Annotated in this window: 28 protein-coding genes; 19 read left to right on the top strand and 9 right to left on the bottom strand. The window is 54.8% G+C overall.

Annotated features, from left to right (window positions below):
- The first annotated feature begins 2 nt into the window (after positions 1–2).
- Positions 3–467: a single-stranded DNA-binding protein gene (locus ACLM45_RS13720; RefSeq protein ID WP_006043587.1), complete on the top strand. Its 465-nt coding sequence runs from the start codon at positions 3–5 to the stop codon at positions 465–467.
- Here ACLM45_RS13720 and ACLM45_RS13715 read toward each other — a convergent pair whose 3' ends face one another.
- A complete protein-coding gene (locus ACLM45_RS13715) occupies positions 468–677 on the bottom strand; it encodes a hypothetical protein (protein WP_006043586.1) in 210 nt (69 codons plus the stop codon). It lies immediately after the preceding gene.
- A 67-nt stretch (positions 678–744) separates the two neighbouring features.
- Between ACLM45_RS13715 and ACLM45_RS13710 the strand changes: the two genes are divergently transcribed.
- Genes ACLM45_RS13710 through ACLM45_RS13700 form a run of 3 tightly spaced genes read left to right on the top strand, consistent with a single transcriptional unit; the run spans position 745 to position 3274 of the window.
- Positions 745–1311: a DUF2854 domain-containing protein gene (locus ACLM45_RS13710; protein WP_415409830.1), complete on the top strand. Its 567-nt coding sequence runs from the start codon at positions 745–747 to the stop codon at positions 1309–1311.
- 10 nt (positions 1312–1321) lie between these two features.
- Complete coding sequence (argB, locus tag ACLM45_RS13705) at positions 1322–2179, top strand: acetylglutamate kinase (RefSeq protein WP_156783720.1); 858 nt, start codon at positions 1322–1324, stop codon at positions 2177–2179.
- 3 nt (positions 2180–2182) lie between these two features.
- Positions 2183–3274: a DUF3153 domain-containing protein gene (locus ACLM45_RS13700; protein WP_415409828.1), complete on the top strand. Its 1092-nt coding sequence runs from the start codon at positions 2183–2185 to the stop codon at positions 3272–3274.
- Positions 3275–3277: 3 nt separating this feature from the next.
- On the opposite strand, the gene priA is transcribed toward ACLM45_RS13700, so the two are convergent.
- Positions 3278–5566 (bottom strand): primosomal protein N', encoded by a 2289-nt coding sequence (gene priA / locus ACLM45_RS13695; protein ID WP_415409826.1) that lies wholly within the window; start codon positions 5564–5566, stop codon positions 3278–3280.
- 56 nt (positions 5567–5622) lie between these two features.
- Here priA and ACLM45_RS13690 point away from each other — a divergent pair, with 56 nt between their 5' ends.
- Positions 5623–5745 (top strand): hypothetical protein, encoded by a 123-nt coding sequence (locus ACLM45_RS13690; protein WP_415409825.1) that lies wholly within the window; start codon positions 5623–5625, stop codon positions 5743–5745.
- Between the two features lie 122 nt (positions 5746–5867).
- Positions 5868–7211 (top strand): RNA polymerase sigma factor RpoD, encoded by a 1344-nt coding sequence (gene rpoD, locus ACLM45_RS13685; protein WP_415409823.1) that lies wholly within the window; start codon positions 5868–5870, stop codon positions 7209–7211.
- 528 nt (positions 7212–7739) lie between these two features.
- Here the strand turns inward: rpoD and ACLM45_RS13680 are convergent.
- On the bottom strand, positions 7740–8192 hold the full coding sequence (locus ACLM45_RS13680; RefSeq protein ID WP_415409821.1) for a DUF6561 domain-containing protein: 453 nt from the start codon (positions 8190–8192) through the stop codon (positions 7740–7742).
- A gap of 292 nt (positions 8193–8484) precedes the next feature.
- Here ACLM45_RS13680 and hemC point away from each other — a divergent pair, with 292 nt between their 5' ends.
- Entirely contained in the window at positions 8485–9438 is a 954-nt protein-coding gene (gene hemC / locus ACLM45_RS13675) for a hydroxymethylbilane synthase (protein WP_415411439.1), read from the top strand.
- 34 nt (positions 9439–9472) lie between these two features.
- Here the strand turns inward: hemC and ACLM45_RS13670 are convergent, their stop codons facing one another.
- Positions 9473–9892 (bottom strand): L,D-transpeptidase, encoded by a 420-nt coding sequence (locus tag ACLM45_RS13670; RefSeq protein ID WP_415409820.1) that lies wholly within the window; start codon positions 9890–9892, stop codon positions 9473–9475.
- 249 nt (positions 9893–10141) lie between these two features.
- Here ACLM45_RS13670 and ACLM45_RS13665 point away from each other — a divergent pair, with 249 nt between their 5' ends.
- A complete protein-coding gene (locus ACLM45_RS13665) occupies positions 10142–11119 on the top strand; it encodes a hypothetical protein (protein ID WP_415409819.1) in 978 nt (325 codons plus the stop codon).
- A 91-nt stretch (positions 11120–11210) separates the two neighbouring features.
- Here ACLM45_RS13665 and ACLM45_RS13660 read toward each other — a convergent pair whose 3' ends face one another.
- Both ACLM45_RS13660 and ACLM45_RS13655 read right to left on the bottom strand, forming a co-directional pair.
- Complete coding sequence (locus ACLM45_RS13660) at positions 11211–11798, bottom strand: inorganic diphosphatase (protein WP_006043574.1); 588 nt, start codon at positions 11796–11798, stop codon at positions 11211–11213.
- Between the two features lie 269 nt (positions 11799–12067).
- Complete coding sequence (locus tag ACLM45_RS13655) at positions 12068–13582, bottom strand: carboxypeptidase M32 (protein WP_415409817.1); 1515 nt, start codon at positions 13580–13582, stop codon at positions 12068–12070.
- 64 nt (positions 13583–13646) lie between these two features.
- Between ACLM45_RS13655 and ACLM45_RS13650 the strand changes: the two genes are divergently transcribed.
- From ACLM45_RS13650 to ACLM45_RS13620, 7 genes are all read left to right on the top strand, one after another.
- Complete coding sequence (locus ACLM45_RS13650; protein ID WP_415409815.1) at positions 13647–13859, top strand: hypothetical protein; 213 nt, start codon at positions 13647–13649, stop codon at positions 13857–13859.
- Complete coding sequence (locus ACLM45_RS13645; RefSeq protein ID WP_415409813.1) at positions 13859–14038, top strand: hypothetical protein; 180 nt, start codon at positions 13859–13861, stop codon at positions 14036–14038. The genes ACLM45_RS13650 and ACLM45_RS13645 overlap by 1 nt, the downstream gene beginning before the upstream one ends.
- Positions 14035–14643, top strand: coding sequence for a hypothetical protein (locus tag ACLM45_RS13640; protein ID WP_415409812.1), 609 nt, complete (start codon positions 14035–14037; stop codon positions 14641–14643). Before ACLM45_RS13645 ends, ACLM45_RS13640 begins: the two co-directional genes overlap by 4 nt.
- Positions 14640–15137, top strand: coding sequence for a DUF4236 domain-containing protein (locus tag ACLM45_RS13635; RefSeq protein WP_415409811.1), 498 nt, complete (start codon positions 14640–14642; stop codon positions 15135–15137). Before ACLM45_RS13640 ends, ACLM45_RS13635 begins: the two co-directional genes overlap by 4 nt.
- A 29-nt stretch (positions 15138–15166) precedes the next feature.
- A complete protein-coding gene (locus ACLM45_RS13630) occupies positions 15167–15370 on the top strand; it encodes a hypothetical protein (protein ID WP_415409810.1) in 204 nt (67 codons plus the stop codon).
- Positions 15371–15803: 433 nt separating this feature from the next.
- Positions 15804–16061: a hypothetical protein gene (locus tag ACLM45_RS13625; RefSeq protein WP_415409808.1), complete on the top strand. Its 258-nt coding sequence runs from the start codon at positions 15804–15806 to the stop codon at positions 16059–16061.
- A gap of 307 nt (positions 16062–16368) precedes the next feature.
- Positions 16369–16611 (top strand): hypothetical protein, encoded by a 243-nt coding sequence (locus ACLM45_RS13620; protein ID WP_415409806.1) that lies wholly within the window; start codon positions 16369–16371, stop codon positions 16609–16611.
- Positions 16612–16749: 138 nt separating this feature from the next.
- Here ACLM45_RS13620 and ACLM45_RS13615 read toward each other — a convergent pair whose 3' ends face one another.
- Positions 16750–17433, bottom strand: coding sequence for a LuxR C-terminal-related transcriptional regulator (locus ACLM45_RS13615; protein WP_415409804.1), 684 nt, complete (start codon positions 17431–17433; stop codon positions 16750–16752).
- A 247-nt stretch (positions 17434–17680) separates the two neighbouring features.
- Here ACLM45_RS13615 and ACLM45_RS13610 point away from each other — a divergent pair, with 247 nt between their 5' ends.
- On the top strand, positions 17681–18136 hold the full coding sequence (locus tag ACLM45_RS13610; RefSeq protein WP_415409803.1) for a hypothetical protein: 456 nt from the start codon (positions 17681–17683) through the stop codon (positions 18134–18136).
- Between the two features lie 134 nt (positions 18137–18270).
- Here ACLM45_RS13610 and ACLM45_RS13605 read toward each other — a convergent pair whose 3' ends face one another.
- Entirely contained in the window at positions 18271–18954 is a 684-nt protein-coding gene (locus ACLM45_RS13605) for a LuxR C-terminal-related transcriptional regulator (RefSeq protein WP_415409801.1), read from the bottom strand.
- A 247-nt stretch (positions 18955–19201) separates the two neighbouring features.
- On the opposite strand from ACLM45_RS13605, the gene ACLM45_RS13600 reads away from it, so the two are divergent.
- The 3 genes from ACLM45_RS13600 (at position 19202) to ACLM45_RS13590 (ending at position 21630) form a co-directional block, all read left to right on the top strand.
- Complete coding sequence (locus ACLM45_RS13600) at positions 19202–19501, top strand: hypothetical protein (protein WP_415409800.1); 300 nt, start codon at positions 19202–19204, stop codon at positions 19499–19501.
- 512 nt (positions 19502–20013) lie between these two features.
- Positions 20014–20574: a J domain-containing protein gene (locus ACLM45_RS13595; protein WP_415409799.1), complete on the top strand. Its 561-nt coding sequence runs from the start codon at positions 20014–20016 to the stop codon at positions 20572–20574.
- Between the two features lie 15 nt (positions 20575–20589).
- Positions 20590–21630, top strand: coding sequence for a hypothetical protein (locus ACLM45_RS13590; RefSeq protein WP_415409797.1), 1041 nt, complete (start codon positions 20590–20592; stop codon positions 21628–21630).
- A 43-nt stretch (positions 21631–21673) separates the two neighbouring features.
- On the opposite strand, the gene ACLM45_RS13585 is transcribed toward ACLM45_RS13590, so the two are convergent.
- Positions 21674–21940, bottom strand: coding sequence for a hypothetical protein (locus ACLM45_RS13585; protein WP_415409796.1), 267 nt, complete (start codon positions 21938–21940; stop codon positions 21674–21676).
- Positions 21941–21988: the final 48 nt, after the last annotated feature.

Raw genomic sequence — 21988 nt, 5'->3', positions numbered from 1 at the left:
GGATGAATCACTGCGTTCTGGAAGTGGATGTGCTCCAGGCTCCCACCCTCCGTTACACCCAGGACAATCAAACTCCGATCGCGGAAATGGACGTGAGCTTCGATGCTCTTCGACCGGATGACCCCCGCGGGCAACTGAAAGTTGTCGGGTGGGGCAATCTCGCCCAAGACCTCCAGAACCGCGTGCAGGTGGGACAACGTCTGTTAATCGAAGGTCGATTGCGCATGAATACTGTTCCTCGGCAAGACGGCACCAAGGAGAAACGGGCTGAGTTCACCTTGTCCCGCCTGCATGCAGTGGGCGCCACACCGTCCCCAGCGCAGGCGACTCCAGCCGCCCCCCAGGGCCAGCGAGCCTCTCAACCGACAACACCGCGGCCACCAGCTTCGCAGCCTCCTGCATCAGAGCCCGCCGCGCAGTGGAACAGCGCTCCACTGGTGCCTGATACCGACGACATTCCCTTCTGATTACCGCTCGGCCGGTCTCTGCTCCGCAGCCCTGCGAAGCAGCTGACCGAGTTCGCGTTCCAGTGCGGCCAGGTCCAACCGGAAGTCGGACCAGCGTCCGCGATCGATCTGCTCAAGCAGCCAGGCTCTGTCCTGTTCCAACTGTTGGATGAGTTCCAACGCCCCCTCCTCCGGCTGCGTGAAGGGTTCCCGGGGTGTGGCGCTCTCCATCGGCGTGATCGTTAATCAACCCATCCTGGCCCCTACGCCGGCAGAATGTCCCAACTGTCGAGAGCGAATGAAGGATCTGCTTTCACCGGGAAGTCTGGTCACTGTTGCCGGAGGCGTGCTCACCGTGGTCGGTGCAGTGGCCTACACCACCGGCAACGCCAATCTCAGCCTTCCCACAATTTTCTATGGAATCCCGATCCTGCTTGGAGGCTTGGCACTGAAGTCATCGGAACTGCCACCCGCCAAACGCATTGTTCCTAAGAATCAGCTCCAACAGGAAAGGGAGGCTGCAGCGCCTGAACTTGGCAAACTGCTCGGCGATGTCACGCGCTGGAGATACGGTCAAAAAGCTCACCTTGAGAGTTCCCTTGAGGCGTTGAAACTGTGGGACGAAGATCGCCCTCCTCAGTTGCTCGAGATCGAGGAACTCCATGGTGAGTCCGGCTATGGCCTGCGCATGCGCTTCGCCTGCGAGGCGGTTCCACTCGAGCGCTGGCAAGAGCGCAGGGAACGTCTCGGTCGGTTCTTCGCCAAAGGGCTCTCGGCAACCATCACGCCACTGGACAGGGACAGCCTCGATCTCACCCTTCTGCCGGCGGGCGCCTCCTCGGCAGGCGAGCATGGTGAGTCCTGATCACGAACCGATGGATGATGCCCTCAGGGTTTCCGTCCTGAGCGAAGCCCTTCCGTACATCCAGCGATTCGCAGGGCGACGGATCGTGGTGAAGTACGGCGGCGCAGCAATGGCCCATGCCGCACTGCAAACCGCTGTGTTCAGGGATCTCGCCCTGTTGCGAAGCGTGGGTGTGCAACCGGTGGTTGTTCACGGCGGAGGACCTGAGATCAACCACTGGTTAAAACGACTCGACATCGCACCTGAATTCCGCGAGGGCTTGCGGGTGACTGATCCAGCCACGATGGACGTGGTGGAAATGGTTCTCGTTGGCAGGGTCAACAAACAAATCGTTAATGGACTGAATCGCCTCGGAGCCAGAGCAGTCGGCCTGAGTGGGAGCGACGGCAGCTTGGTGGAAGCTCGCTCCTGGGGCGATGGCAGCCACGGACTGGTCGGCGATGTCGCGCGCGTCAATCCGGATGTGCTCGAGCCTCTTCTGGATCGAGGCTACGTACCGGTGATCTCCAGTGTTGCCGCCAACGTTGAAGGGGTCGCACACAACATCAACGCAGACACTGTTGCCGGCGAGCTGGCTGCAGCGTTAGAGGCAGAAAAGCTGATCCTGCTCACCGATACCCCAGGCATTCTCAGAGACCGCGAATCACCGGAGTCCCTGATCCGACAACTCAAGCTGTCGGAAGCCAGGCAACTGATCGACGACGGCGTCGTGGCTGGTGGCATGACCCCGAAAACAGAATGCTGCATCCGAGCACTCGCCCAGGGTGTCTCCGCCGCTCACATCGTGGATGGCAGGGTTCCCCATGCGCTGTTGCTGGAGGTGTTCACTGATGCTGGAATCGGCACCATGGTGCTCGGACGCGGCTGAACCATGATCATTGGCCTGGCAGAAGCGCAGCAGGCACTGGATCGGGGTGACTATGGACGCTGCCTCCGTCTTCTGGAACCGCTGGCATCCACCCACCCCATCAGCGAATCCGAAGGGGCGTTGATCCGCATGCTGATGGTCACTGCATGGATGGGACAGGGTGAAGATCGTCGAGCGGTGACCACCTGCAGGCTTCTCACCCGCTGCAGGGACCCGGAACTGCGCAACCGGGCCAAACAGCTTCTGAATGTGCTGGAGGCTCCAAGCCTTGAACGACCTGCGCGCTGGTCGATGCAGCTCCCCACCCTTGAAATGACGCCGCGCATGGGTCAGCGGCCACGCATCAGCCGACGACGTCGACAACCGACTCCGCCACCCCCACCGCCGACGGGGCCAACCAAAGGGCCATCGGCAGGCTTTGCCGCTGTGGTGATCGTGGTGCTCGTCGGTCTCACACTTCTTCTGGGAGGCTGCATGCAGATCCGGGCGGATCTGGATCTGGTGGGCCCAGACCGACTTGAAATGACCTGGCACATCAACAGCCTGAGCGGCCGCACATTGCCCTGGCAAAGCAATTTCAGATCAGCGGTGCGCGATCCAAACCCGATCTGGACTCAGACAACCTTGCGTGATGGTGAACTCACTCTCACCAGTCGGCCTCTGAACGCTGATACAGCCGCAAGATTGATGAGCGACACCGTTGAACGCGCGGGACGCACCGCAGGACTGTCGCTGCCACCTCCTGATCTCAGCATCCATGAACGGAACTGGTTGGTCGGCGTGCAGCAGAACCTAAGCCTGAAGCTTGATCTGACGGAGATCGACTCGCTTCCCCGCGATTCCCTCGCAGTAACCATTGGCCCCAGCACTGACCTGCGCCACGTGAACAGCGTGCCGGTCCCTGCACGGCTCGAGGAACAACGCCTCGTTTGGTCTCTGGCCCCTGGCGAGGTGAACCATCTGCAGTTGCATCGATGGCAATGGAGCCGCCTCGGCCTGGGCAGCCTTGTGGTCCTGGGGCTCCTGTTGGTCAGCACTCTCTTGCAGTCGATCCGGCAATCGCTCGGCTACGGGTACCCGCAGCTCCCTTCCTGAACGTCAGAGCTGGAGGGGATCTGGATCGACAGAAAGAGTCACATCCTTGGGTAATCGATCCCAAAGTACTGAGCCCTGAGGCAGAGGAATGGGCGTCTCCGTCGGGCCGTGAAGCAACAGCTGCCAGCGGCTGCGCCCTGCCACCCGGGCGACCGGCGCTGGCGCTGGTCCAAGCAGCTGCCAACCGGCAGCGGCGCACAAAGGGCGAAGTTGTTCTGCCAGGAGAGTTCCTGCCGTCGCCGTGGCAGCTGCGGACTCCCCCGCCAATCGGAGCAGACAAGCTCTCGCGTAGGGGACGAGCCCCGCCTGTTTTCTGAGAGTCGATTCTTCCTCGAGAAACCGTTCGTAGCGCCCATCGATCAGATGCTGGATCACCGGGTGATCCGGGCAGTAGGTCTGAATAAGCACCTCACCGGGTTTCTCTCCACGGCCGGCCCTGCCAGCCAGTTGGAGCATGAGCTGCAGAGCTTGCTCACCAGCCCGCAGATCCGGTCGGTGCAGAAGGCCATCAGCCGCAAGCACTGCAGCCAGAGTGACCTGGGGCAGATCCATCCCTTTGGCCAACATCTGGGTGCCGACCAGGACATCAGCTTCACCCTCAGCGAATCGAGCCAGCAGGCGCCGGTGCCCGTCCCGCCCTCCCGTTGAGTCGCGATCGAAGCGGAGCAGGCGAAGTCCATCCAGCTCCTCGGACAACCGTTCCATCACGCGTTGCGTGCCAGCGCCGAACGGCTTGAAGGCTGACGAACCACAGGCTGTGCAGTGATCTGTCAGGGCTGCGCGATGGTCACACCAATGACAACGAAGCCACTGCTGCTGCGAGCGGCTGCCATGAACGGTCATGGCCACATCGCAATGAGGACACATCACCACCTCACCACAGCTGCGACAGCTGAGAAAGGTGCTGTAGCCCCGGCGCGGAACCAAAACAACAGCTTGTTCGCCCTTGGAAGGCAGGGCTGCCAACCGGTCCATCAGAGCGCGACTGATGAGCTGCTTATGGCCTTCCGCCAGCTCGAGACGCATGTCGATGATGCGAACCGGGGGCAGGGGTTGGCGGGAGATTCGGGAGGAAAGCCTTGCCAGCTCTAGGGGCCCCTTTGGCTTTAGCCGGCTCCAGGACTCCAGAGATGGGGTGGCACTGCCAAGCAAAAGTCGCCCTCCCTGACGACGAATCCGATCAAGGGCAAGATCCCGTGCGTGGTAACAAGGCATCGGGGATTCCTGCTTGTAGGAACTGTCGTGCTCTTCATCGAGCACCACAAGGCCGAGGGGACGCAAGGGGAGAAAAATCGCTGAGCGGGTTCCAACCAGCACCAGCGGCTCCTCAGATTGAAGGCAGCGGCGCCAGCAGCGCACCCTCTCCCCATCACTGCAACCACTGTGATATTCGAGAACTCGACGACCGAAGCGGTTGCGGCAGCGGTCCGCCAACTGGGGAATCAGGCCGATTTCAGGGGTGAGGAGAAGGCAGTGATGACCGCGGGCGATCTCCGCAGCCGCCAACTGCAGATACACCTCTGTTTTGCCTGAGCCAGTGATTCCCCAGAGGAGGAGGCCGCTTCCATCAGGCAAAGATTGAAAACGATTGATCGCAGCCTGTTGCTCATCGGTGAGATCACGCGGTGGTTCTAGCCCGTCTTCGTTGGAATGATTACCCTGAAGCTCTAAGGAGGACTCGGAAGCCGGAGCAATCCGCTGCTCTCGACGCAGATAGCCCTTGACCTGTAGAGACTGCACCATCCCGGCGTGAAACCCCTGGTTCAGGAGATCCCGTTGCCATGCCCCCCCACCAGCTGCTTTCAGACTCTCCAGCAAGGCGTGTTGACGGGCGGCCTTGGGATGGGGATCACCGAGCGTTCTCGTTAGTTCGACCCACCAGAGCTTTCGGCCTGGAGAGGCTGGCTGACCGCGCTGCCCGAGCCAGCCTGGTGGCAACGCGGCTTTGAGCATTCGGAATGGACTGGTGTGGCAGGCGGCTGCCATGGCATCGAGCCAGGTTCGCCAGTCGGGGTCCACCGCAGCCCGCTGGAGCAGAGCATCCACGGGCTGAAGAGATTGCGAGTGCTGCTGGGTTTCAACGCGCAAAGGACGGGAGTCGATGACAAGACCCTGAAGTCGACGACCTCGCAGCCGCACAACCACAAGATCCCCAAAAGCGAGCCCTAGTTGCTGATAGTCCCCGTACGTGAACGTGCGGCCATCCCGTCCTGCTTCAAGCCAGACATCCACCACCCGTACAGGCCCCTGAGCCCCGTTCGGTTGACTGGATTCCACTGGGGTTGCAGACATCACATGTTTTTTCTTAAGATGAATCTGTTGGGCAGCTAAATGCTGTTGTCGGAACAATGCAGAGTTCCGTCCAGTGGGAAGACACGATGCTTGAGTCAGGTTTAACCCTTTGGCTCACCGGTCTGAGAACGCCCCTGACAGCCCTGCATCAACCCACACCCCTATCGACTGAATTTTGATCACTCTCCCGTGTTGTTTGCCCCAGTGCAACGGGTAGCGGGAGTCGTAGTGAACACTTTCTGACCTTTTCTCAGAAACCACAGTCGCACGTTCGAAATCGAAGTTCTTCGCCTGATTTTCCATGAGCCCTGCAGTGCGCAAACCCGCTCAGGCTGACGCTAAGCAAGCACCAGCGATCGTGATGATGGCTGATGCCAATGGTCAACCCAAAGATTTAACCGTCAAAGCCAAGCCCAAGAGCAAGGCTGCTCCAACGTCCGCGAAGAGCTCCAAAGCCAAGCCTGCGGCAAAAACAACCAAATCCACGAAAACCACCTCACGCAGTCGCAGCAAAACAGCTGCCTCCAAAGCTCCAGACCTTGATGCGGCAGCAGATCAATTGCTGGCCAATGCGTCGGGGAAAGCTGCAGGCACTCCTCAGTCAGCGGCTGATGCTGGCACCACCACCAAAGAAGAGAAAGCCAAGGCTGATGCTAAAGCCAAGGTTCTCGCCAGCATCAAGGTGGGACCGAAAGGGGTCTACACCGAAGATTCCATTCGGGTTTACCTACAGGAGATCGGTCGAATCCGGCTGTTGCGTCCTGATGAAGAGATCGAACTGGCCCGAAAGATTGCCGACTTACTCCATCTCGAGGAACTCGCAGCCCAGTTTGAGAGTGACAACGGCAAGTTGCCCGACACCAAAGAATGGGCTGCCCTGGTGGAGATGCCAGTCATTCGCTTCCGCAGGCGACTGATGTTGGGCCGAAGAGCCAAGGAAAAGATGGTGCAATCGAACCTGAGGTTGGTGGTATCGATTGCCAAGAAATACATGAATCGCGGCCTGAGCTTCCAGGACCTGATTCAGGAGGGCAGCCTGGGTCTGATCCGAGCCGCCGAAAAATTTGATCATGAGAAGGGTTACAAGTTCTCCACCTACGCCACGTGGTGGATTCGCCAGGCGATCACCCGCGCCATTGCCGACCAGAGCCGCACGATCCGACTACCGGTTCACCTCTACGAGACGATTTCACGGATCAAAAAAACGACCAAAGTCCTGAGTCAGGAATTCGGCCGCAAGCCCACGGAAGAAGAAATCGCCGAATCGATGGAGATGACCATCGAAAAACTGCGGTTTATTGCGAAATCAGCCCAACTGCCGATTTCACTGGAAACACCGATCGGCAAGGAAGAAGATTCACGCCTTGGCGACTTCATTGAAGCCGACATCGAGAATCCAGAACAGGATGTGGCCAAGAACCTTCTCAGGGAAGACCTTGAGGGCGTCCTGGCCACCCTCAGCCCACGGGAACGGGATGTCCTGCGACTCCGCTACGGCCTCGATGACGGCCGCATGAAAACCCTTGAGGAGATCGGACAGATCTTCGATGTCACCCGCGAACGCATCCGCCAGATTGAAGCCAAAGCTCTGCGCAAACTGCGCCATCCCAACCGCAACGGCGTACTCAAGGAATACATCAAATAATCCAACGCTCTAAAGAGCAAAAAACGGTTGCCCCTGAAAGCTTTTGCTAAACAAAGGTTCTCAGGGGTTTCATTTTGGCAGGAAAATGAGTTTTGCATGGAGTATCGGGTTGGCATTGAATTTGAGCCTGTGCCACTTGTTGTGATCCTTTCCTTCTTTTGATCGTTTGGCATCAAAAAAGTCTCTTGCTCTATTTGATGTTTTGGTTAGCTCTCTGAAGTCAATTCATATGCCCTGCTGACGCGGGGCTTTTTAACGTGTACCCGATGTCGTGATCGAGAGTTTGATAGAACCGCTCTTCTTGAAGACAGCGGGAATCTCCAAGTCAGCGAGTTGTGCAAGCGCTATCGATTCTGGTGGAAGCAGAATGCTGCACACGCAGCGGTTGTCTTCTCTTGCAGGGAAACCCTTCTACCCATGAAAACGGGCGGGCGTTCCCAATCCCAACGCATCACTGGCTCTCCGTTGTCGTCGGATTGTCGAGTCAAGTGCTGCACTTTGGCCTCAATGACTCCTCTTCACAAGGACTCAACCGGTCTCAATACTGTCTGTGAATTCCTGGAACGCTTTTTTCAACCGCTCCACAGGGGTTTCTGACGGTGGGCATTCCTGGTTTGTGGAGCGCGTGTAAACCTGAAGAATTCTGGCTTCGGGCTCCAGCACTGCGGCCACTGCGGCCTTCAGCATCACGATGTTGCGCTGCGGTGTCAGCCCCGCAAGAAACGGATGTAAGGACCATTCATCACCATCGAGGTCCCCGACCAGGCGCATAGGGCGAATCAACTGATAAGCACGATCGCCATCTGGATCGGTGGTCTGCCTGAGACGTGCCACAACCAAAAGCCCACTGGTGAGTAACACCACGCGGATCGTTCCTTCACTGAGCACAGGCAGAAAAGGTTGTGATTCAGCTATTTGATGAGCGGCTTCACCGGATGCGGAACGGCTCACCTTCACACCGTTAACGACAGGTCCTGGCATGAAACCCAATCGATGAGATTCAATCGTAGGCCGATTGATGAGAGTCCTGGGCTGGTCTGCTCAATGAGGCCCAAGAGTGATCTGTTCCCAGCCAGATCACCTAGGTCACAGTGACGAGAGGGCCGAGCCAGATGGCTCACGAGACTCGGGAACCAAAGACAAATGGTCGGCACTGCGCGAAGAATGAATGAATGCGATGGAATCCACCGCATTCATTCCGTGTCACTCTCTTCAAGCTGAGGGTTTTTGGATCCCTAGGGTTCGTAGGGTTGACCATCGTTTTGAAATGTCCATGGCTCTCGAGCACCTGCGCATCGCGTCCCGCCGCAGCCAGCTGGCCATGGTTCAGACCAACTGGGTCAAGGCGGAGCTTGAGTCGGCGCACCCAGGCATGGCCATCTCAGTTGAAGCCATGGCCACCCAGGGCGACAAGATCCTTGATGTGGCCCTCGCCAAGATCGGTGACAAAGGCCTGTTCACCAAAGAACTTGAAGCGCAGATGCTTGTGGGCAGGGCAGAGATCGCCGTCCATTCCTTGAAGGATCTGCCAACCAACCTCCCTGAAGGGCTGATGCTGGGATGCATCACCAAGAGAGAAGATCCTGCAGACGCCCTTGTGGTCAACAGCAAAAACGCTGACCACACCCTGGAAACCCTTCCAGAAGGCTCCGTGGTTGGCACAAGCTCTCTACGCAGATTGGCCCAGCTGCGCCATCACTTCCCCCATCTCCAATTCAAAGATGTCCGCGGAAATGTGATCACCCGCCTCGAGAAACTCGATGCAGGTCAATACGACTGCTTGATTCTCGCGGCCGCAGGCCTGAGCCGGCTGGGATTCGGGGACCGCATCCACCAGATCATCCCTGGCCATATCTCCCTGCATGCCGTCGGGCAGGGTGCTCTTGGAATCGAGTGCGTCTGTGATCGGCCTGAGGTGCTGAAGATCATTCAGGTACTCGAGCATGCACCCACAGCCGGACGCTGCCTGGCTGAAAGGGCTTTTCTGCGTGAACTGGAAGGAGGATGCCAGGTTCCGATCGGTGTGAACAGCCGCATCGATGGGCAGGAACTGATCCTCACTGGCATGGTGGCCAGCCTGGATGGCCTGCGCCTGATCCGTGACGAGCGCCGAGGAAGCCTCACCGATCCTGAAGCCATCGGACGAGCCCTAGCCGCAGACTTGAAATCCCGCGGTGCAGGGGAAATCCTTCAGGAGATCTTCGAGGCGGTTCGCCCCGAAGCCTGACCGCAGTCTTCCCCTCTGTTGAGGGAGCTGGGCATCAGCGCGTGATCTTCACCGGGGTGCCCACATCAACAAGTTCATAGAGCTTTTGCACATGGGCGTTGAGCATGCGCACGCACCCATTGGAGACTGCTGCGCGGATCTTCACCCAATGGGGCCAGGGAGTTCCATGAATCCCGAATTGGTTGGGCCCCTGCCGAAGAAAACCAATCCAGCGATGGCCCAGGGGGCTGGAGGGTCCAGTCACAGGATGAACACGACCTGACTTGGTACTTTCGTACTGAGGATTCACTCGCTTGTTCTCAACCTGAAACACGCCGGTCGGCGTGGGAGTCTTTGGGTCTCCGATGGCCACAGGCCAGGGCCCAATGCGTTGACCATTGCGGATCACGCTGATGCGCCGCTGTCTCAGATCGAGATGAATATGCGTATCCTCAACGGCCGGAGCAGATGCCATCGAGGCCGAACCGGGAGCAGCGCCGCAAAGGAACACAGCGGTGACAGCGGTAGCGCAGCAGACTCCCCGCCCAAAACAAAGACGTTTCACCTCGAGACACTCAAGACTTACTGGTCTCAAGCTATTTATTGGCCAGAGCAAAAACCGTCCACCATCGGAGGACTTTCTGAAGAAACTGCACAGCTGGTCAGCACAACAACGGCGTCATCCAGGGCATGAGTGCTAAATCGAAGCACCGCAACGCGACTCATGCCCCAGCAGCTTCAGTGGACGGAAACGGAAGCACGCCTCTTTCTGCAGGCGATCAAAACAGTGGGAACGGCGGGAGGCGTGCTTTCACTAGAGCCGATCACGCTGGAAATGATGGAGGCCATTCAGCGCCATGTTCTGCATTCCTCAGTGGAACTCGAATCCCTAGAGATTCGCCATCCTCCTGATTACCCCGCGCTCATTGCGGATCGAAGCAAGCGGGAACAGCTGATTCAGATCCTCGTGCTCATTCCCTATGTGGACATGAAAGTGGATGCACGCATGGTGGGCGTAGTGGACGATTTCGCATCATTTCTCGAGATCGCGCCCCAAACTCTGCGAGACCTGCACCAGGTGAGGGACAACCATCTCAGGCGCTTGCTTCTCGACTACGGGCGCAGAAGCATGGCTGAATTTCTAGGTCTCGACAGCCCCTCTCGCTTCGTTCGTGGTGTGATCACGGCCGTCCATCAGGCCATCGGAGATGCGTCCGTTGCCAGCCGATATGCCACTCTCGACACTTTCGCTGAGGGAACCCTCGGCCATACGTTTTTTCACTGGTACCGCGACCGGGGCTGGGCTCTGCCAGGAGAGCACAAAAGCACCTCAGAGCTTCTGGTGAATCACGACTGCTGCCACATCCTTGGAGGATTCAACACAGACAGCCCTGGAGAGATGAATGTGGCGGCCTTTCAGGCAGGTCTGTTCACCGATGGCTTCGGATTTGAATCCCTGCTGGAGGTGATTCTCGACTTTCACCTCGGCAAGGCTTTCAGCACAAGCAACAGCATCATCCCACCAGAAACTGGTCAATTCAGTCCTGATGCAGCCATGGCTGGATATGAAAAAGGCTTGGCCTGCTCCGTGAACCTCATTCAAGACTTTGATTTCTGGGCGGTCGCTGATCAACCCGTTGTGGATCTGAGGGTGAAGTACAACATCCCAGCAACGGACGCCCCCTTACTGCTCAAACCCTAAGCAATATCAAACAATAAAAATGCCGCTCACCATCAAGCGAGCGGCATCAAGGATGGAGTAGATCTGAGACGCCTCAGACCATCGCATCGATTCAGTCAACGAGCTTGGGATCGATCTCCGTCATATACCTAGCCTCACAGGTCTTGATGATTTCAACGGCTTTCTCAGTGCCGAAGAAACCATTCACTGTGCAGGTTCCTGGCTTCTTGAGATCCTTGTAGTGCTCCCAGTAATAGGTCGTTTCCTTCTTCCAGTGGTCACCAAGATCCTCAAAGCTCTTGATGTGATCCATGCGCTTGTCGTCAGCCAGCACAGCAATCACTTTGTCATCAACTTCACCGCCATCATCGAACGTCATGATGCCGATGATGCGGGCCTCAACAATTGATCCAGGGATCAGGGGTTCGGTGACGTTGACGATTTCAATATCCAGCGGATCGCCGTCCTCATCCCAGGTACGAGGAATGCAGCCATAGGCGAAGGGATAAGCCAGCGAGGAATAACCGACACGATCAAGCTTCAGATGGCCTGTTTCCGTGATCAACTCATATTTGTTGATCGTGTTGGAATTGAGCTCAACGATCGTGTTCAGACGCAGCTCAGACTCATCAGCGAACGCCGGAAGCACGTGCAGCAGGTTGGGCATGCTGCGACTGGGAGCTTGGTCGAGATTGGCCATGGGAAGAGGCATTCGGCGCAACAATCTTACGAGCCCCCCTGCAGATCCCCTGGGGTAGTCCTGGCAACATCTACATGACAACGACCTATTTCATGCTTTGATTGACAAGAATGAATCATTCTCATTGACGCCAATGCGTTTCACCAACAACTGAGCATGGCCTCAATAGGTCGCTGCAGACATGGCAATCAAACGATCGATGTCGACAACTAGATACTTCAGAGAAGAAAGCGGTTGTCAAAAGAAAAAAATAAAACTGATTCGCTCAATCAGCGAGTAAAATTATCAATTTTTTCTTCAAGATATTTCAAGAAAGGTTCTGCAGATAAAGGCCTGCCACTCACCTTCTCCACCAACTGCGCAGCGTTCAGAGCCCGACCAATTGGATGCACATGCTGCCGCAACCAATTCAACATCACATCGATACTTCCGTCCCGGATATGGGCCTCCGGCTCTCCGATCGAGGCTTCCATCGCTTCACTCAACTGAGCACTGATCAGATGGCCAAGGAGATAAGAAGGGAAATATCCGAACAAGCCCTCACTCCAGTGCACATCCTGCAAGCACCCCTGCGCATCATTGATTGGTGTCACACCCAGAAGCTCTTGATAACGCTTGTTCCATTGGTCCGGCAGATCCTCAACCGGCAGACCCTGTTCAAGCAAAGCAAGCTCGAGATCCATGCGGATCAGAATATGCAATCCGTAGCTGAGCTCATCAGCTTCCACGCGATTGCAACCGGGTGCCATGGGATTCATCTCCCGCCAAAAATCATGCGCTGAATCCAACGGTGCCCCTTCAGCTGCAAAGCGTTGCCACCAATGTTCTGCAAACGGCAAACTTCGTGCCACCCTATTTTCCCAGAACAGGGACTGGCTTTCATGCACAGCCATGGATGTGGCTTGCCCAAGAGGCCAGGCAAACCATTGATGGCTGACATCAGGAAGCCCCTGTTCATATAAAGAGTGTCCCCATTCATGGGCCGTCGCCAGAAAACAGGAGAGCGGCTGACCAGGCACCACGCGCGTTGTGATGCGGTAATCAGAGGGTCCAAGTGTGATGGAAAAAGGATGTGGCGACTCAGCAACACAGGTGATTGCTTCGTTGCGTCCCCAGTCCTGAAGCAGCTGACTCCTGAGGTTCTGTTGAACGGCCACCGGCAAATCCCAGCTGAGGGATCCAGGACGTGGTCCACCCTTGATCCGACCGAGCAATTCAGGCAGACGTTTCCTCAGGGGTGCAAAAAGCTCCTGCAGGCTCTTCAGGGTGAGATCCGGTTCAAAAGGTTGTGCCAGGGTTTCCCAGCAGCCTCGAGGTTCTTGTAGTTGACGGGCCTGCTCTTGGCGCAGAGCAATCATGTTCCGCAGCGCCGGAGCGAACATCTCGAAATCGTCAGCGCGCCTGGCTTTTTGCCAAAGGTCATACCCCTCAGATTTCGCAGTCGCCAATGCGCTGACAAGATCAGGGTCTAATGCCTGCTGGCGAGACAACTCCTGTTCAAGAAGATCAAGATTGCGACTTTGTGCTGCAGATTGCTCGTCAAGGCCACTTTGCTGACGCCACTCGTCTCTCGCCTCGTTAATCAGATCCGAGTAGCACTGCGAACTTTGGCGGGAGTGCAGCTGACGGGCCAGCAGGGCGAGCTGCTCACCTCGCCAACGCGCTCCTCCCTCCGGCATGCGGGTGTTTTGATCCCAATAGAGCGTCCTGTTTATGGAGTCAATGACCTGGGTTTCACGTAGGTGCTCACCGAGGCGTTCCCAAGCCGTTTTCCCGGCACCCATCGTCTTCTCAGATCTGGAAAGAACCTAACGAGTCCGGGGCTCCAGTAATCCAAAAATCAAAACCATGAGACCCAAATTCAAGGGCGATCCCGTCCTGAACCTGCGTCATGCAGTTCTGCCTGAGATCGAACAGGCCATTGCAGCCGTCGAAGACTTCCTCCAGTACGAACACCCCTCAACAGTCGCCAGAAACCTCTCAGGTGGCCTTCGTGAGCTGACCAAGGCCCGTGCATCGATCGGGCTGGCTGCTGTCGCTGCAGAGCTGGAGAGCAACTGATGGGATACCAACGCACACTCTCCGCAGAACAGCTCCATTACGCCGAGCGGTGGGAACGTCTCCGCTCGGTCTATTTCGCCAGCCTTGGCCCGCATTACGAGCAGATCGCTGCTGATTGTGCTCATGCAGCGGATTGGCATCTGAGCCGTCTCCGCTCAATTGAAGAGGAGGCGGCATGACCTCCGCTAAATCCGCAGACGGCAGGATTTTGTTTCCATGGGTGATGCGGGACGTGGAACACTTTTGGAATAAGTGGTTCAGCCAGAAATTCAATTTCCGCTCGTATACCCACGGCAAAAGCAACAGCGCCAGCAAAGCTGCTTATCGCTTTAGCCGCATCCTTCGTGATAGTGCCGTTTGGCTTGATGGTTCCGGCAAAACCGACATTGATGTGTTGCTTGCCAGCTGGGAAGCAAAAATGCTCGCCGTCTCCGTCTATATGGAGCAAAACGGGACTGATGAAGCAGAGGGGGTGATGAATCGCCCCGTGAATGCGACTCTGAATTTCTGGCAATTTCACGCTGGCTGCCGTCATATCCATCATCTGAGCTGCCTGCAGCTTGGAATCGACCCTGATGGTGCTCTGGCTGCAGATCAGCAGCGCCGCCAAGACAAGGCCCAGATCCTCAAGGACTTCGACAAGGAGATGAAGGCGTTCGTCAAATCAGCGGCCTATCTCAGCGGTAGTGGCAAGGGTTCCAACGATCGTTTGGAACAAGCGCTCGCGATTGCCCGGCAGGCTCTTGCTCAGGCTGAAGACGATCTCCGCTGGGAGGCCAAATGAATTTCAGATTCCGTCGCCGGATCAAGTTCGGTCCCTTCGCGCTGAACCTCAGCAAGAACGGTCTCAGCAGCCTGTCCATCGGTGGTCCTGGCGCCACGGTGAACGTGCCGATTGCCCGCCAAGGCGGGACACGCACAACGGTTGGCCTGCCAGGCACTGGGCTCTCATGGTCCGAAGAGCAGAAGCCACAACGATCAGTTCGTGAACGGCAGCAGGCTCAAAGACCTGCCCCAGCGGTCACCAGCACTGAGCAGATCATTGCTGACACCATGGCTGCACTGGTTGGCCACGATCGACCCGGTGATGCTCTCTGGCGTCAGGGTCTGGTTCAGAAGGTGATCGATCACGACGACACACCACGTCGGATCCGGGAAGCTGCATTCCTGATCCGTAGCCCTGAAGCTGTGGAGCTTCATCTCCGCAGAGCCAAGGGTGCAGCGGCCACTCGAAGGGCATCGCTTCAGATCATTCGCGCCGTTCAGGACGTCGTGTGATTCACAGACTCAGAAGGATGGTCCATCTCATGACCACAGCTTTCGCCCTCTATGAAAACTGCCGGTATGGCGATCCTATGCAAGTGGATGAAATCGAACCCCCTGCCGATCGGACAACACCCGAAGGCATTGCGTCTTACCTACGGTTCGGCGGCCGGATCAGCGATCGAGTGCTCCAGCACTTCACCTGGAATGGGCAGACCTATGACGCAATGGGGCAGCCCCTGGATTGATCTGCTGATCAGCCCCAATCAATCGGTTCCCCATTCACCAGCTGCCAACCACGGGCCTGTATGCCCCTTAATTGGTGAACATCAACAGACATAGGGACAGGCACTTTCTGCATGGCGGTTTACATCGGGGTGGTGTGATTTTTGATTGCTCGGATGAGGTCATTTGGCAGCACCTACGACACCCCAACGTGGAGACTTATGCCATGAAACAACTAACCGCTCGACAACTCCATTCGCTGAGACTCTTTGCACTCGCCCGTGAAGACAGTTACGTAGCTGAATTAAATGCACGAATCGCCAACTCACCGGACTACTTGGTCGGTGAGCTTATGCATCACTACGGGTGGCCAGCCCATGAAGCAATCTCTGCAGTTCAACAACTCCAGGAACAAGCATTCCAAGACATTGCAGACCCCCTATCGGCTTGATCAACATGTGCGACCCGAGTCATCCCTGGGCTGCTCTATGGGGCGCTGGCCTTATCCAGAAGGTGCTTGATCATGACGACACACCACGGCTGGTCAGGGAGGCTGCATACTTGATTCGTAGTCCTGAAGCGGTGGAACTTCATCTCCGCAAAGCCAAGGGTGCAGAAGCTACTCGCAGGGCATCGCTGCAGATCAACAATGCTATTCAAACCGTTCTGGCTTGGACAGGCGAGCAAGGCTGGTCAGCTCAGATCGACACCTGATCCCTCCTCCCAATCATTCGATCGGTAACCTTCACCAGCGGCCGACCACGGGCCTGCATGGCTGTTTCTAGGCATCGAACGACTTGGAAAGCCTGCTGTGATTGAGCTGCTACTGGACTGGATGGATCCAATCCTCACAACTGACGAAGCGGACAGGCTGGTGGGTTGGCACCTAGGCGTAAGCCTCTGACCCATTTGGGGGAGGAAGGTTCCTTCAAAAATCCCTCAGTTGGGGGAGTTGCTTTCAGGCGAGAACGGCGATGGTGAAGAGGTCCAGGAGAGATGACCTCCACAACACCTAACTCAAATGAAACTCTTCAACGCAATCGCTGGTGCTGCAATCGCCGGTACTGCATTGTTTGCCAGCACTACTTCTGCATCTGCGCAGTATTACGGAAGCAGCACTTACACAATTCAACAGCGCCCAAATGGATTCCGTGTCCGCGATAGCTACGGCAACAGCAGCACTTTCACAAATCGTGGAGGTGGTGGTTACAACTTTAGAAATTCCGGTGGTGGTTATGGCTCTATTCGATTCCGCAACTACTGATCATCCTTGTCGGGAAGCCTGAAGCCGTTTAGCGGGGCTGAAAGCTATACAAGACCCGCAAGGGGAAAGCAGGGGGCGCTGATGTTGTCGCTATCCATCTCCCGACAAACATTCACCCCGTCAGCAATGGCGGGGTTTTTAAATGCCTGCACGGATGCATGCGATAACAGCTTGTGTTCTATCTTTGACTCCAAGCTTGCTGATGATGGTGCTCACATGACTCTTAATCGTTTCAGTCGAGACGACCATAACTTCAGCAATTTCTTTGTTACTCATGCCCTGGCAAAGGGCTTCTAAGACTTCCGTCTCTCGCGATGATAGTTCGTTGAGGATCAGGCCCTTCTTGAAACCAGCAGTTTCTCGGACCTTTTTCGGGTAGTAAGTGTTGCCATCAGCCATAGCTTCCAACGACTTGAAGAAGTCACCGTCAAAGCCCTGACCAATAGAACTGACAAAAGCAATCCCATCTATGTGAGCATCAAGTGCGTCCCTTACAACCTCTTGATTCTCTCTGTGCAAGAGCAGCAGCACGCGAGTGTTCGGACTCACTGCTTTGACCTTCACGGCTAATGGAATGCCATAGCCCTGCTCTAAGCATTCAGTGACGTAAAGGAGGTCTGGCTGCTTGTCCTTGCACGCGGCGAGTGCTTCCCGTTCTGTGCTGAACGAACCAACCAGTGTGTTGGTAATGGGTGGGAACAGGCTGAACGCTGCCAAGGTCAGCAGGTCACCCATTGCCACTACTGCTGTCGTGCCATCCCAAAGGCTCTTGCTCTTTTGGGTCACAGCTTGTAGCTGCTCTGACTTTGGGTCGAATTGCACCTTTGGGGGACGGGAATGACTTGAGGTCCCCCCATTTTGGTGAGGGAATTCAGGGCTGCCAGCGAGATGGTGTGTTCACGGGGCGAGAGCCTCACAGCTCACACCAACCATGACAACCACCACTGACACCCACACCGATCGCAACGAAGCTCTCGCAAACATCGGCACAACACTCACAACCCTCGGCGTCGTCCTTCTCATCCTTCTCTAAATGATTGACAAACTATTCCTCTAATCCTTGAGTCAAATGAAACTCTTCAACGCAATCGCTACCGCTGTTTTCGCCTTCTGCATTGGCAACACAATTCCTGCTAATGCCTCAATTCGGTTTCAACTGTCGGGAATGCAATACATGATGGTCTGCAATGATAACGATCCATATATCTACGCAAATAACAATAAATCCTGGAATAAATCCTATAGAGCTGACTCTTTTGCTAAAAAAATAAGCGGTCGAATTCCAAAGGGAAGCTGCGATTTAGCCGTATTAGATCCAGATAATAAATATCAGGCCGCAGCTGGTTGGAAAATCGCTAAAGGTGCGGAAGCCATAAGAATGCGCTCTGCTGGCTGGGACATTCTTTTCGATAAAGATAGTTCTACTCCAAGCAAATTCAATTATCCACGACCACTCAGCTCTGCCTGCATTGGGCAGATTGACAAGATCCCAGTGGGAAAAATCATAAGTTATTGCTTCAATTAATTCACTATCAGGAAGCCTGAAGCCTGGAATCGAGGCTGAGAGCCATACAAGACCCGACAAGGGGAAGGCAAGGAGCGTGGTTGTCGCTATCGATTTCCCGACAAACATTCACCCCGTCAGCAATGGCGGGGTTTTTAAATGCCTGCACGGATGCATGCGATAACAGCTTGTGTTCTATCTTTGACTCCAAGCTTGCTGATGATGGTGCTCACATGACTCTTAATCGTTTCAGTCGAGACGACCATAACTTCAGCAATTTCTTTGTTACTCATGCCCTGGCAAAGGGCTTCTAAGACTTCCGTCTCTCGCGATGATAGTTCGTTGAGGATCAGGCCCTTCTTGAAACCAGCAGTTTCTCGGACCTTTTTCGGGTAGTAAGTGTTGCCATCAGCCATAGCTTCCAACGACTTGAAGAAGTCACCGTCAAAGCCCTGACCAATAGAACTGACAAAAGCAATCCCATCTATGTGAGCATCAAGTGCGTCCCTTACAACCTCTTGATTCTCTCTGTGCAAGAGCAGCAGCACGCGAGTGTTCGGACTCACTGCTTTGACCTTCACGGCTAATGGAATGCCATAGCCCTGCTCTAAGCATTCAGTGACGTAAAGGAGGTCTGGCTGCTTGTCCTTGCACGCGGCGAGTGCTTCCCGTTCTGTGCTGCACGAACCAACCAGTGTGTTGGTAATGGGTGGGAACAGGCTGAACGCTGCCAAGGTCAGCAGGTCACCCATTGCCACTACTGCTGTCTTGCCACCCCAAAGGCTCTTGCTCTTTTGGGTCACAGCTTGCAGCTGTTCTGACTTTGGGTCGAATTGCACCTTTGGGGGAGGGGAATGACTTGAGGTCCACCCATTTTGGTGAGGGAATTCAGGGCTGCCAGCGAGATGGTGTGTTCACGGGGCGAGAGCCTCACAGCTCACACCAACCATGACAACCACCACTGCCACCCACACCGATCGCAACGAAGCTCTCGCAAACATCGGCACAACACTCACAACGCTCGGCGTCGTCCTTCTCATCCTTCTCTGAATGATTGACAAACTATTCCTCTAATCCTTGAGTCAAATGAAACTCTTCAACGCAATCGCTGCCGCTGCTGTTATCGGTGCTTCATTCATCGCTCCAAATCCCGTCGAAGCAAGAAATGGCTGGATGTTCATGGGGCATTCTGACGGTGATCCTGTGTACTGGAGATCAAAAGGGTGCAGAGGAAATCTCTGCCAAGTAGAAATAAACCATGCTAACAATCAATATCCACAATGGATTAATTGCAGCACTTGGCAAAGTTCGTTCAAAAACAGACCCTGGACTGACTTAATGCCTGGAAGTGCTGGCGAATACCGTGCAAAACAGGTTTGCCGCTAATCCTTTGTCGGGAAGCCTGATGCCTATCAGCTGAAAGCTATACAAGACCCGAGTCCGGCGGGGAAGGCAAGGAGCGTGGTTGTCGCTATCGATCTCCCGACAAACATTCACCCCGTCGCAAGGCGGGGTTTTTTATTGCCACCAAGAGCGGTGAACACTCAAGGCAGACACGCCTGAACCATGACCCTCGACACGCAAATGACCCTTGCGCTGCTGCAGGAGCTGCTCTTGGCGCTACGTGCCAATGACCCGATAGCTTCAAGGCATGGCTGTCACTAGGCATCGAACGGCTCGGAAAGCCTGCGGTCATTGAGCTGCTACTGGACTGGATGGACCCGATCCTCACGACTGACGAAGCGGACAGGCTGGTTGGCTGGCACCTGGGGGTAAGCCTCTAGTCCTTTTGGGGGATGAAGTCCGCTGAATAAATCCCTCAGTTGGGGGAGTTGATTTCCAGCTGGAACTGAGATGGTGTGTTCACGGGGTTAGAGCCTCACAGATCCAGTTCGCACATGGCAACAAGAAAGACGAAATTAACTCTTCCAGAAGTTCAGAAGCTGATTCGGGATCTACTGATTCACTCGAATTCACCAAGTGTTGACGCTCTTTTGGCTTTCGCGGTGACGATCAACCGAGGACCATTTAAGGCGCCCAAGAAATTAAAGCCAAAAGAACTTACTGCTACGACAATGAGAAAAGCTGTTCTTAACAAGTTTGGATGCAAGACAGTAACTGAACTGCGTAAAAATAAGACATTCGCAATGGCTTTAACTGGAGAAAAGATTGGCTTAAAAACAACCGAAGACTGGAGAAAACAATATAGAAAATGGATCGCAGTTCCTGAAGATGAAAGAGAGCAAGAGGGGCCTACCTGCATCAATGGAATAGATGTTCTTGAGAATTTCAGGCCGTGGCATGTCTTCGGTTTGAACTCGTCTACAGCAACAACAGATGACATCAAGAAGTCCTATAGGCAACTTGTGAAGACACATCATCCCGATATGGGAGGGGATGCACGAGTTTTTGAGCGTCTTCAAAAGATGCGCGACTCGCTGCTCGCATTAATGAATTGATTGAGGAGTAGAACCATGAGGGAACTTCTTACTGACAGGGAATCTGCCAAAATCCTTGGTATCAAAATCAATCAGCTTTACGACACTGTCGATTTCTTCGATAAGTATGACGATGATCCCTGGGATCTAGTCGAAGGCGAGCATTTTGAGTTCGTTCAAAGCACAGGTGATTATCAAGAGAGGCGTTTTACCGAAGAAGGGGTTGAGGCAATTGCTAAGTACCTTGAAGGCGATAGGGAAGGGGTCGTCTCCAGGGTTGTAGAGATGTTTACTCACCGAAAACGAAAGCGTAAGCAAATGCTTGTTTCACGCCGAATTACGCAAGAGTTGATTGAAACCAATGGAATAGTGCATGCTTCTGGTGAGTTGTTATTTATTGATAGGCGCACTTCTATCAAGGTACTTCAAACAAATGGTCTTGGCATTAACAATGCAATTGATCGGCTTGTGAAGTCAGATTCCCTGGATGGACAGGAAGGTCTAGAGATCGAAAAGGATTTTGTTCTTGATCAGAAAGGCGAAAAAGCATGGAGCCAAAAGGGGCTTGCAAGTATTGCCATGGATATGAAGGTAAATTCTTCAATCACTAAATCTAGGCGAGCTTGGGTCTCGGCCGTAGGCGAAGTGGTTGAGGACTGTTTTAAAAAAGAGCTGAAAAGACTTTCTAGTGCCGATTTACGAATCACTAAAGCGATTAAGCATGCTAAACGAGCAGCCAGAGATACCTGCCAGGTGACGGGTTCTCGCAAAGCGCGTGGAAGGCAGCTAACTCTTGATGGACATCATTTGTTCAACAAGTCCAGCAGACCAGATCTTGCGGATCTTCATGAAAACATCTTGATTCTCGAAAGCAGTATCCATGCTGACTTCCATAGCTGGCAAAGCAGAAGAGGTTCAAGATGTGAGCCAAAGGACTTTCTGGAATATCTTGCTACTGCCAGATTTGATCTGATTGATCCAAGTAATTCTGCTGCAGCTACAAGGCATGACTCTTTAACAGAGCGATTGGTAATTCTGCAGAAAAATTATGAGGGTAATAGGTTGAGATATGCCTGAACGCAGAATGCGGATGTTTTGCATTACTTGCTGCAGAACTGCTTCAACCGCCTTCCACCAACCGTGTTAGCTGAGCCTGCAGCTTCAAAGCACCCACCGCATTTGAATGCTGCTTGGTGCGGATACTGGCTTCGATGATTTCGTCGAGCAGGGCTAAACGAGAGCCGAGAAAGTCAGACCGATCAACGCTGTAATCCGCCCGGATGATTTCTCTGGCGCGCCTCAGGTAGTTCTCGGCTTGTCGGCTAGTGACCCCATACTCCTCCGAACAGAATCGAACGATGTAGCTGGATGTCTTCGCAGACGACAAAAGTTTGACGACGGTATGAATACGTCGATCGATTTCTGAGTTGGAAGA

The sequence above is a fragment of the Synechococcus sp. A10-1-5-9 genome (assembly GCF_047716785.1).
GTDB lineage: Bacteria > Cyanobacteriota > Cyanobacteriia > PCC-6307 > Cyanobiaceae > Synechococcus_C.
This window is presented reverse-complemented; position numbering and strand designations above follow the sequence as displayed.

Coding starts and splice junctions, on each gene's coding strand:
- ACLM45_RS13720 (WP_006043587.1), top strand. CDS start 3: ATGAATCACTGCGTTCTGGAAGTGGATGTGCTCCAGGCTCCCACCCTC.
- ACLM45_RS13715 (WP_006043586.1), bottom strand. CDS start 677: ATGGAGAGCGCCACACCCCGGGAACCCTTCACGCAGCCGGAGGAGGGG.
- ACLM45_RS13710 (WP_415409830.1), top strand. CDS start 745: ATGAAGGATCTGCTTTCACCGGGAAGTCTGGTCACTGTTGCCGGAGGC.
- argB (WP_156783720.1), top strand. CDS start 1,322: ATGGATGATGCCCTCAGGGTTTCCGTCCTGAGCGAAGCCCTTCCGTAC.
- ACLM45_RS13700 (WP_415409828.1), top strand. CDS start 2,183: ATGATCATTGGCCTGGCAGAAGCGCAGCAGGCACTGGATCGGGGTGAC.
- priA (WP_415409826.1), bottom strand. CDS start 5,566: ATGTCTGCAACCCCAGTGGAATCCAGTCAACCGAACGGGGCTCAGGGG.
- ACLM45_RS13690 (WP_415409825.1), top strand. CDS start 5,623: ATGCAGAGTTCCGTCCAGTGGGAAGACACGATGCTTGAGTCAGGTTTA.
- rpoD (WP_415409823.1), top strand. CDS start 5,868: ATGAGCCCTGCAGTGCGCAAACCCGCTCAGGCTGACGCTAAGCAAGCA.
- ACLM45_RS13680 (WP_415409821.1), bottom strand. CDS start 8,192: ATGCCAGGACCTGTCGTTAACGGTGTGAAGGTGAGCCGTTCCGCATCC.
- hemC (WP_415411439.1), top strand. CDS start 8,485: ATGGCTCTCGAGCACCTGCGCATCGCGTCCCGCCGCAGCCAGCTGGCC.
- ACLM45_RS13670 (WP_415409820.1), bottom strand. CDS start 9,892: ATGGCATCTGCTCCGGCCGTTGAGGATACGCATATTCATCTCGATCTG.
- ACLM45_RS13665 (WP_415409819.1), top strand. CDS start 10,142: ATGCCCCAGCAGCTTCAGTGGACGGAAACGGAAGCACGCCTCTTTCTG.
- ACLM45_RS13660 (WP_006043574.1), bottom strand. CDS start 11,798: ATGGCCAATCTCGACCAAGCTCCCAGTCGCAGCATGCCCAACCTGCTG.
- ACLM45_RS13655 (WP_415409817.1), bottom strand. CDS start 13,582: ATGGGTGCCGGGAAAACGGCTTGGGAACGCCTCGGTGAGCACCTACGT.
- ACLM45_RS13650 (WP_415409815.1), top strand. CDS start 13,647: ATGAGACCCAAATTCAAGGGCGATCCCGTCCTGAACCTGCGTCATGCA.
- ACLM45_RS13645 (WP_415409813.1), top strand. CDS start 13,859: ATGGGATACCAACGCACACTCTCCGCAGAACAGCTCCATTACGCCGAG.
- ACLM45_RS13640 (WP_415409812.1), top strand. CDS start 14,035: ATGACCTCCGCTAAATCCGCAGACGGCAGGATTTTGTTTCCATGGGTG.
- ACLM45_RS13635 (WP_415409811.1), top strand. CDS start 14,640: ATGAATTTCAGATTCCGTCGCCGGATCAAGTTCGGTCCCTTCGCGCTG.
- ACLM45_RS13630 (WP_415409810.1), top strand. CDS start 15,167: ATGACCACAGCTTTCGCCCTCTATGAAAACTGCCGGTATGGCGATCCT.
- ACLM45_RS13625 (WP_415409808.1), top strand. CDS start 15,804: ATGTGCGACCCGAGTCATCCCTGGGCTGCTCTATGGGGCGCTGGCCTT.
- ACLM45_RS13620 (WP_415409806.1), top strand. CDS start 16,369: ATGAAACTCTTCAACGCAATCGCTGGTGCTGCAATCGCCGGTACTGCA.
- ACLM45_RS13610 (WP_415409803.1), top strand. CDS start 17,681: ATGAAACTCTTCAACGCAATCGCTACCGCTGTTTTCGCCTTCTGCATT.
- ACLM45_RS13600 (WP_415409800.1), top strand. CDS start 19,202: ATGAAACTCTTCAACGCAATCGCTGCCGCTGCTGTTATCGGTGCTTCA.
- ACLM45_RS13595 (WP_415409799.1), top strand. CDS start 20,014: ATGGCAACAAGAAAGACGAAATTAACTCTTCCAGAAGTTCAGAAGCTG.
- ACLM45_RS13590 (WP_415409797.1), top strand. CDS start 20,590: ATGAGGGAACTTCTTACTGACAGGGAATCTGCCAAAATCCTTGGTATC.